Source organism: Phenylobacterium sp., assembly GCF_030646615.1.
Taxonomy (GTDB): Bacteria; Pseudomonadota; Alphaproteobacteria; order Caulobacterales; family Caulobacteraceae; genus Phenylobacterium.
The window spans coordinates 34237-42338 of sequence record NZ_JAUSLG010000050.1; the positions used below are offsets into that span (position 1 = coordinate 34237).

The following is an 8102-nucleotide window of genomic DNA, read 5'->3' on the forward strand; positions in this document are numbered from 1 at the left end:
TTATTGCAAGTCAATCGCACGACAACGGTCTGTGAGTTGCAGGGGATCAGGCGGCCGCCTGCCTGATCGGCCTATTCCTTCGCCGCGGCGTGAACCGCGTCCAGGAAGGCCGAGCGGGCGGCCGACAGGTCGGCCCCCGTGGCCCGGGGCCAGGCGGAGTTGATGACGATCACCAGGCCGTCGTCGCGATAGGTGGTGATGGACTGGCCGAAGATGCCCGAGGCCTGATAGGCGCCGCTCGGGTTCATCCACCAGAAGTAGCCATAGCCGGCCGCGCCATTGTCGATCTGGCGCGTGGTCGCCGCCTCCACCCAGCCGGCCGGCAGCACCGCCCGGTCGCCGGCCATGCCGCCCTCCAGCACGAACTGGCCCACCCGGCCATAGTCGCGGAGCGTCATCGAGATGCAGCAGCCGCCCCGCTCCTGGCCCGTGGGGTCGACCATCCAGATGGCGTCGCGCTCCATGCCATAGGGCTTCCAGATCTTCTCAGAGGCGTAGGCGGCCAGGCTCTGGCCCGTCGCATTGGACACCAGCAGGCCCACCAGGTCGGTCTCACCGGTATTGTAGTTGAACACCGCGCCCGGCGGATTGGCGCGGGGCAGGCGGCGCATATAGCTGACCATGGCGTTCATCCCGGGCTCGCCCGGGGCCACGCCGGCATTGGCCACGTCCGACTTGGGATCGGTATAGTCCTCGTTCCACGTCACGCCCGAGCTCATCATCAGCAGCTGGCGCACGGTCACCCCGTCATAGGCCGAGCCCGCCAGTTCGGGGATGTAGTCGGTGACGGGGGCGTTCAGGCCGGCGATCTTGCCGTCCTGGATGGCCGCCCCCACCAGGGTCGAGGTCACCGACTTGGCCACCGAGAACGAGGTCCAGCGATCGGCCGGCTGGCGGCCCATCCCATAGCGCTCCAGCAGGATCTGCCCGTCCTTCAGCACCAGGACGCCGGAGACGTTGAAGGCCTCCATGTAGGACGCAACCGTCCAGTCCTGGCCGTCGTGGGTGAAGGTGGGATCGATCTGGCGATCGGCCATGACCAGGGGTCGGACGGCCTCGCCGCGTTCGATGGTGTTGACCTGAAAGACGTCCTCGATGGCCCGGTAGCCGCGGCTCTGCAGCTCCGGCGACCACATGAGGAAGTTGGGCGTGGCCGGGTCCAGCGGGACCTGGGCGTGGGCCGGGGCCAGCGCCGGCGCTGCGACGAGACCTGCGGCGGCTACGGCGCCGGCGAGGACGGTTTTGCGGATCAGGTGGTGACTCATGGAACGTTTCCCGATGTTGTTTTGTGGCCAAGCTAGCCCATTCCGCGGCCGCCGCCAGGGACCTGCACGCATGACGTTGCGGCAGCTGTTCAGGCCGCTGGCGAGGGATCGCAAAGCGATGCTATCCCAGTCGCCAATCAGAATTCCGATCAGGCCATTGGGGAAGAACCGTCATGGGCAATAAGCGACTGGGCCGCAGCGCCATCGTGGTCTCCGACATCTGCATGGGCACCATGACCTTTGGCGGCCAGGCCGACGAGGCCATGGCCCACCGCATCCTGGACAGGTCCTTCGAGGCCGGGATCAACTTCTATGACACGGCCGAGAACTATCCCGTGCCCCCCAGCCCCGAATGGGCCGGCCGCACCGAGGAGATCTTCGGCCGCTGGCTGAAGACCAAGAACCGTGACGCCGTCATCGTCGCCACCAAGGTCTGCGGGCCGAGCCATGGCTGGATCAAGGGCTCCATGCGGGCCGGCATGACCGCGCTGGACCGCCACAACATCACCCGCGCCATCGAGGGCAGCCTGATGCGCATGGATGTGGACTATGTGGACCTCTACCAGACCCACTGGCCCGACCACGGGGTCGGCTATGAGGAGACCCTGCGCACCCTCGACGACCTGATCCAGGCCGGCAAGGTGCGCGTCATCGGCTGCTCCAACGAAACCAGCTGGGGCCTGACCAAGTCGGTGGCGGTCGCCGAGCGCGAGGGCACGGTGCGCTATGAGACCATCCAGAACAATTTCAGCCTGAACAACCGCCGGTTCGAGGACGAGCTGGCCCAGGCCTGCCGGCAGGAGGGCGTCAGCCTGATCCCCTATTCGCCCCTGGCCGGCGGCGTGCTGTCAGGCAAGTACAAGGACGGCGCGCGGCCCGAGGGCGCGCGCTTCTCCAACTATCTGGCCCTGGGCGGGCGCCAGGGCGCCATGGCCCAGCGCTTCGTCAACGACAAGACGATGGCCGCCACCGACCGCTTCGCCGCCATCGCGGCCGAGGCCGGCATGTCGCTGGTCACCCTGGCCACAGCCTGGAGCAAGCAGCACGACTTCGTCGCCTCCACCATCGTCGGCGCCACCCACGAAGACCAACTCCCCGACATCCTGGCCGCCATGGACCTGACCCTCAGCGACGAGGTCATGAAGGCCATCGACAAGGTGTCGAAGGAGATTTTGTACCCGATGGGGTGAGGGGGCGTTGAGGTGAGCGAGGAACTGCGATCTGGCCTTCTCGAGGCGCGCATCGGCGCCCTCTATCGCACCGATAGCGATGGCCGCCTCCTCGCCACCAACGAATGGGACAGCCGGCCGGCGCCCCGGTTTCACCTGATGCGAACCGCTGCAAGGCCGATCCTGCGGGGCCGCGCGGGCCTTCCGGCTGATCTCCTGCAGAGGCTCCAGGCCCTGTCTCTCAGGGAGCCGGCCGACCAGGCCTTCACCCGGCTTCCGGCCGAGCATGATCGATACCTGACGGTCTTGGCCGAGCACGCGCCGGTGGAGAAGATATGGGCGGGGCCGGCCTATGTGCTGCCGCCGGCGACGCCCGACCTGGACGTCGTCAACATCGATGAAGGCGCCCGCGAACGGCTTGCGGGCCGGTTCGACGACTGGCTCGAAGACGTCCCCCATCGGCGGCCCTTCGTGGCCGTGATCGCCGAGGGCGCCGCCGCAGCCATCTGCGCCAGCGTCCGCATCTCGCCCACGGTCCATTGCGCCGGGGTGGAGACCCATCCCGACTTCCGGCGGCGGGGCTATGCCCTGGCGGCCGTCGCGGGCTGGGCGCAAGCGGTGCGCGCCTGTGGCGCGACGCCCTTCTACAGCACCTCATGGGACAATCTGGCGTCCCAGCGGGTCGCCCAGCGCCTGGGCGGGCAGCTGGTGGGCGTGGACTTTCACGTCACTTGAAGCCTGGGGCTCGGATCTGGGACCTGGAGCCGCCTCGGCCTCAGCCTCGGCGGAGCGCCTCGCCCCAAATCGCCAGATTGCAGGCGAACTGGCCGGGCTCCGTGGCCTCCACCCTGATGGCGATCGGCACCATGCAGGGACCGACATGCTCCGGCGTCGCGGTGTATTCGGTGGCCATGCCATCCAGGATCAGGGGGCGGATGATGTTCATGTCGGTGCGATACTTCATCTCCTCCACAAAGGGCGGAACATAGACGATGTTCTCCGGCACGCGGGGGCCGCCGAACTCTTCCGGCAGCAGCAGGAGCTCGACCAGCACGCCCTCCTCCACCAGGGCCTTGGCCTTCGCTGGCGAGTCCACATACGACCAGTCGGGGCCGACAGGGGCTCCCGGACCGGGCTCGTAGCCAGCTTCGCGGAGAAGCTGGTCGGCGTCGAACGCCTCGGCGGCGCCACCCTCCGATGCGCCCCGGCCGAACCATCGGCGGAGCCGTTGAAACAGAGCATTCACGGCTAGTTCCCCCTCTGCCGCCGGATTGTGGGCGGCGCCTTGCGCGCACGAGCGCGCTGCCTTGCCCACTATCGTCGAGACACTCGCAAAGGCCAGCCCGACAACCAGGACGGCTACGCAGGCAGGCGAGAATGTTCCTACTTTGTTCTTTCCGAAAATCAATACCCGTGAGAATATCGGGGCGTCAACCCATGCAAGGACGGTGCGATGAAACAGAGGGCTGGAGGCATCTCCAATTCGAGATACCAATTAGGCTCGCCGCTGATGAGCACGAATGATTACTCGTTTGTCCAACCCGGAATACAAAATTCAAGCGCCTATCTGATCTACCCCTCGCCTCTGGACTACATACGCCAACTCTTAAAACGTCCAAGCCCACCCTCAATACCGACAATTGAAATAGGCGATGCACTATTCTATGCGGTAGATACTGGATATTCAACAGCATTGGTTCCACTGCAGGAGGTTCGCCCGTGGTCACCGTCAGATGATGCGCGGCGAAGACGGGATGCAGAGCGGTTCACAACGCAGACCCATGCGACGATCGGCTCGGGGCTCTATGGCGTGGCTAAATTGCTGGGCGCAAGCGACGGACTTGCAGATTCTGTTCTCGGCATTGGGTCGATCGCAGACATCGCGCTGGGGTCCGCGCGATTCGGAGGCGTAGTTCGGACGCCGCGCGCGCCGCCGCGGCGCGTCGCCTCTCCCACCCAGCAGCAGCCCGCTGTTCGGTTCGGGCTCCCGAAAGCGAGCGGCCAGGCGACACGCACCAACAGCACGGTGACAAGCAAGCAAGTGGGTGCCGGCTCGGAGGCTGCGAGGTCAATCAAGCCGCCAGGCTGGCAAAAACCACTGCCAGACAAGCCGAGACATGATCAGGAAAGAGGCCATCTACTCGCGAATGTTCTAGGCGGCACCGGAAAGGACCCTCGAAATCTCGTCACAATTCCGAAGAAAACAAACCGATATATGTGGGAGTTTGAAAAGATTGTCCGCGATCGGGCCAAATTAGGTGAAGTCGTCAAATATCATGTTCAGCCGCTTTACGATGGTCCAGGTCAATCCCCCTCAATAATTCTGATGACGGCAACTGGCTCGCGGGGGCTGCAAATGAGCCGAGTCATCGTTGTAAAGAAGCCGAACCAGCCATGACCATCGAGGCGCTCATCAAGGCGATCCCGCCGCCGGTTGTGGCCTCGGCGCCGTTTGAGGGGCCTTGGGAGCCCTTGGAGCATCAGCTCGGGACCGCCCTGCCGGAGGACTACAAGGCCCTGGTCCGGCGCTATGGGCATGGGACCTTTTTCGACGTCCTGCATATCCACATCCCCAGAAGCCGGGTCTCGCACATCCGTTTCGAAACCAGCATCCGGGAGATCTGCGAGCCCCTGCGCGGAGCCGACGAGCTGCCCTATCCCCTGTGGCCGCAGGCCGGCGGGCTGCTGCCGGTGGGACGGTCGGAGTTCGGCGACACCGTCTTCTGGATCGTGGACGGCCCGCCGTCGACCTGGCGCATCTTCCTGTGCGATCGCGATGTCGTGGATATGGAGACCCTGGACTGCGACCTGACGGGCTTTCTCGCCGGCCTCGCCACCCGTCACATCCAGCCCAAGGCCTTCCTGCGCCTGACGCCCGAAGACACCCTGTTCGACCCGTGGCTCAGCCTTGGGGCGCCCCAGGCGGAGGCGGCGCAGGGCTGGACGCGGTCTGGCGGCTATGGACCGACCAGGCTCCGGTCTCTCACCCTGACGGCGCAGCTCAAGCCGCCGAAGCCGTGAGGACCTCCCAGCTTCCCTGACATCGAAGGCGCCTCAGGCAACTGAGGGGCGGGGCAGCCGTTCTACAAGCTGAGCCTTTCCTAGGAGCGCCCGATGACCTCGATCCGGACCCTGTCCGCCGCCACCCTCGCCCTGTCCTTGACGGTGGCGCCCGCGGCGCTGGCGCAAAGCAGCTCCCAGGGCTCGACTGAGCAGCAGGAGCGCATCGGCGCCATCCTGGGGGCCCTGTTCGGGGACCGCATCGGCGTGACCACCTCGGTCGAGTCCCAATGGGCCGCAGGCCTCACCCCGCTGCGGACGCAGCAGAGCCAGTTCGACAGCCGCGTGGACGCCGACATCCGCGCCCGCGCCCTGGACCAGGCCACGGGCCTGCGCCTGAAGCGTGACTACGCCGCCCTGGTGGAGCTCGAGACCCGCTACGGCGCCGACCGCCGCTTCACGGACCAGGAGCGCGCTGAACTCACCCAGCGCTATGGCGCCCTCACCCAGGTCCTGGCCGATGGTCAGTACTCTGATGGCGGATACAACACGGCCATGGTGGCGGACGGCCGCGCGGCGTTCGACCGCCGGCTGGACGCCGCCGTCGCTGCGCGGCGCCTGCCCCGCACCGAGGGGACCCGACTGAAGTCCGACTATGCCCAGTTGGTCCAGATCGAGCAGGGCTATCTGCGCGATGGCCAGCTCACGGCCAACGAGAGGGCCGACCTGGAGGCCCGCCTTGACCAGCTGGACGCCCGCGTCGGCGATGTCGCCTATGGGAATGGCGCCGTTCAGACGCCGCGCGCGCGCCTCGACAACGTCCTTCGCGCCCTGCCCAGCTCCGGCTTGTCGGCCAGCGCCCAGGCCCAGCTCCGGATCGAGCATGAAGACCTGAACCGCCTCGCCGCGGCCTATGAGCGGGTAAGCCCGACGGCGGAGGAACGCGCCTATCTGGACCGGCGGATCGGCCAGCTGGAAACCACCGCCCGCGTCCGGCGCTAAACCGCAAGGGGTTCGCTGAGCCCCGTAGACGGACCCGGTCCCATGCCCCTAACCTCGCCGGACAAAGGCAGAGGTTAGGGGAAACACATGTTCAATCACATCATGGTCGGGACCAACGATATCGCACGGTCCAAGGCCTTCTATGACGCCGTGCTCGCGACGCTGGGGGCCGGGCAGCCGATGGCCAATGCGGCGCCCACCGGGCACAAGCGGCTGTTCTACATCCACAATGGGTCGGTCTTCTGCGTCAGCGAGCCGATCAATGGCGAGAAGGCCAGCTTCGGCAATGGCGGCACCATCGGCTTCAAGTGCGACAGCCCTGAACAGGTGAAGACCTTCCACGACGTGGCCGTGGCCCACGGCGGGGTCTCCATCGAGGACCCGCCGGGCCTGCGCGAGGGCGGCATGGGCGCCCTGCACCTGGCCTATGTGCGCGACCCCGACGGCAACAAGCTCTGCGCCCTGCACCGGCCGTAGGACCCCGGCGCGAGGCGGACTGGAGCGCGCTTCAGCCCACCTCGCGCAGCACCGCGGCCGGCCTGCGCGACAGGGCGGCGAACGCCGCCAGCGCCCCGCCGATGACGCCGAGCGCCGTGGTTCCGCCGAGAATCCCTAAGATCACCGGCCAGTCCACGCGCCAGGCGGCGTTGAACACCTGCGTCACCACCGGCCAGGCGCCGGCCGCGCCCAGGGCTGCGCCGGCCAGGCCCGCGATCACCCCCACCAGGCCGTACTCCACCAGATAGGCGGTCACGATCTGGCCGCGGGTCCCGCCCAGCACCTTGAGCGTGGCGGCCTCCCGGGCGCGGAACCGGGCGCCGGCGGCGATGGCGCCGATCAGCACCAGGACGCCGGCCGCGCCAGCCACGGCCGCGGCGCCGCGGATGGCCAGCGCCAGGCGGTCGAACAGGGTGGCGGCCTGTTCCAGCTGGTCGCGGACGCTGATGACATTGACGCCGGCGAAGTCGGCGGCGAGGCCTTGCGTGACGGCGGCCTCTTCGGCGCGGCTGGCCATGGCGATGGCCACGTGGCGGGGCCTGGCGCCCTCGATGGCGCCCGAGTTCAGGATGACGGCGAAGTTGGCGCCGAAGCCGCCCCAGTCCACCTCGCGCAACACGGCGATCTGGGCGTCGATCTCGCGCCCCAGGACCTGCAGGGTGATGGTGTCGCCGACCTTGAGGCCGGCGCCGCGGGCGGCGTCCTGTTCGAAGGCGACCAGGGGCGGGCCGGCATAGCCCTCGGGCCACCAGGCGCCGGCGGTGACCTCGGACACCTCCGGCGGGCCGTCTAGGGCCGACAGGGTCAGGTCCTCGTCAAAGGCCCAGCGTTCGCCCCGGTCGATGGTTTCGATGTCCACCGGCTGGCCCTTCAGGCGGGTGATGCGGCCGGTGATCAGCGGCAGGCGGGCATAGCGGTCGGGGCCCGGATCGTTCAGCGCCTGGTCGATCACCGCGTCGAAGGCGTCCACCCGGTCGGCGGGGATTTCGGTGAAGACCAGCGAGGGCGCGGTGCGGGGCGCCACCTCGCTCACCTGGGCCAGCAGGCTCGACTGGATCAGCACGATGGCTGAGAGCAGGGCGACGCCGAGGCCGATGGCCGGCGTCGCCGTGCGGGCGGCGGAGCGGGGTCCGGCCAGGTTGGCGAGGCCGAGGCGAACCGCGCCCCG

At 67.7% G+C, this 8102-nt stretch carries 9 protein-coding genes; 6 read left to right on the forward strand and 3 right to left on the reverse strand.

All coding sequences use genetic code 11. The features are described 5' to 3' along the window. Positions 1-71: 71 nt before the first annotated feature. Positions 72-1265: a serine hydrolase domain-containing protein gene (locus Q7S93_RS08895; RefSeq protein ID WP_304713531.1), complete on the reverse strand. Its 1194-nt coding sequence runs from the start codon at positions 1263-1265 to the stop codon at positions 72-74. A 173-nt stretch (positions 1266-1438) separates the two neighbouring features. Here Q7S93_RS08895 and Q7S93_RS08900 point away from each other — a divergent pair, with 173 nt between their 5' ends. After that, entirely contained in the window at positions 1439-2455 is a 1017-nt protein-coding gene (locus Q7S93_RS08900) for an aldo/keto reductase (protein WP_304713532.1), read from the forward strand. A 12-nt stretch (positions 2456-2467) separates the two neighbouring features. Then, positions 2468-3169: a GNAT family N-acetyltransferase gene (locus Q7S93_RS08905; protein ID WP_304713533.1), complete on the forward strand. Its 702-nt coding sequence runs from the start codon at positions 2468-2470 to the stop codon at positions 3167-3169. Between the two features lie 40 nt (positions 3170-3209). Here the strand turns inward: Q7S93_RS08905 and Q7S93_RS08910 are convergent, their stop codons facing one another. Further along, complete coding sequence (locus Q7S93_RS08910) at positions 3210-3680, reverse strand: hypothetical protein (RefSeq protein WP_304713534.1); 471 nt, start codon at positions 3678-3680, stop codon at positions 3210-3212. Between the two features lie 264 nt (positions 3681-3944). On the opposite strand from Q7S93_RS08910, the gene Q7S93_RS08915 reads away from it, so the two are divergent. The 4 genes from Q7S93_RS08915 to Q7S93_RS08930 all read left to right on the forward strand — a co-directional run bounded on the left by Q7S93_RS08915 (position 3945) and on the right by Q7S93_RS08930 (position 6913). Then, positions 3945-4832, forward strand: a complete 888-nt coding sequence (locus Q7S93_RS08915) for a DNA/RNA non-specific endonuclease (protein ID WP_304713535.1) — start codon at positions 3945-3947, stop codon at positions 4830-4832. Beyond that, positions 4829-5455, forward strand: coding sequence for an SMI1/KNR4 family protein (locus Q7S93_RS08920; protein WP_304713536.1), 627 nt, complete (start codon positions 4829-4831; stop codon positions 5453-5455). Before Q7S93_RS08915 ends, Q7S93_RS08920 begins: the two co-directional genes overlap by 4 nt. A 93-nt stretch (positions 5456-5548) precedes the next feature. Further along, complete coding sequence (locus tag Q7S93_RS08925; RefSeq protein ID WP_304713537.1) at positions 5549-6436, forward strand: hypothetical protein; 888 nt, start codon at positions 5549-5551, stop codon at positions 6434-6436. Between the two features lie 87 nt (positions 6437-6523). Continuing rightward, positions 6524-6913 carry a VOC family protein gene (locus Q7S93_RS08930; protein WP_304713538.1) on the forward strand — a complete coding sequence of 130 codons (390 nt, stop codon included), beginning with the start codon at positions 6524-6526 and terminating at the stop codon, positions 6911-6913. Between the two features lie 31 nt (positions 6914-6944). Here Q7S93_RS08930 and Q7S93_RS08935 read toward each other — a convergent pair. Continuing rightward, positions 6945-8102: ABC transporter permease (locus Q7S93_RS08935; protein ID WP_304713539.1), on the reverse strand; the 1158-nt coding region annotated here is incomplete at its 5' end.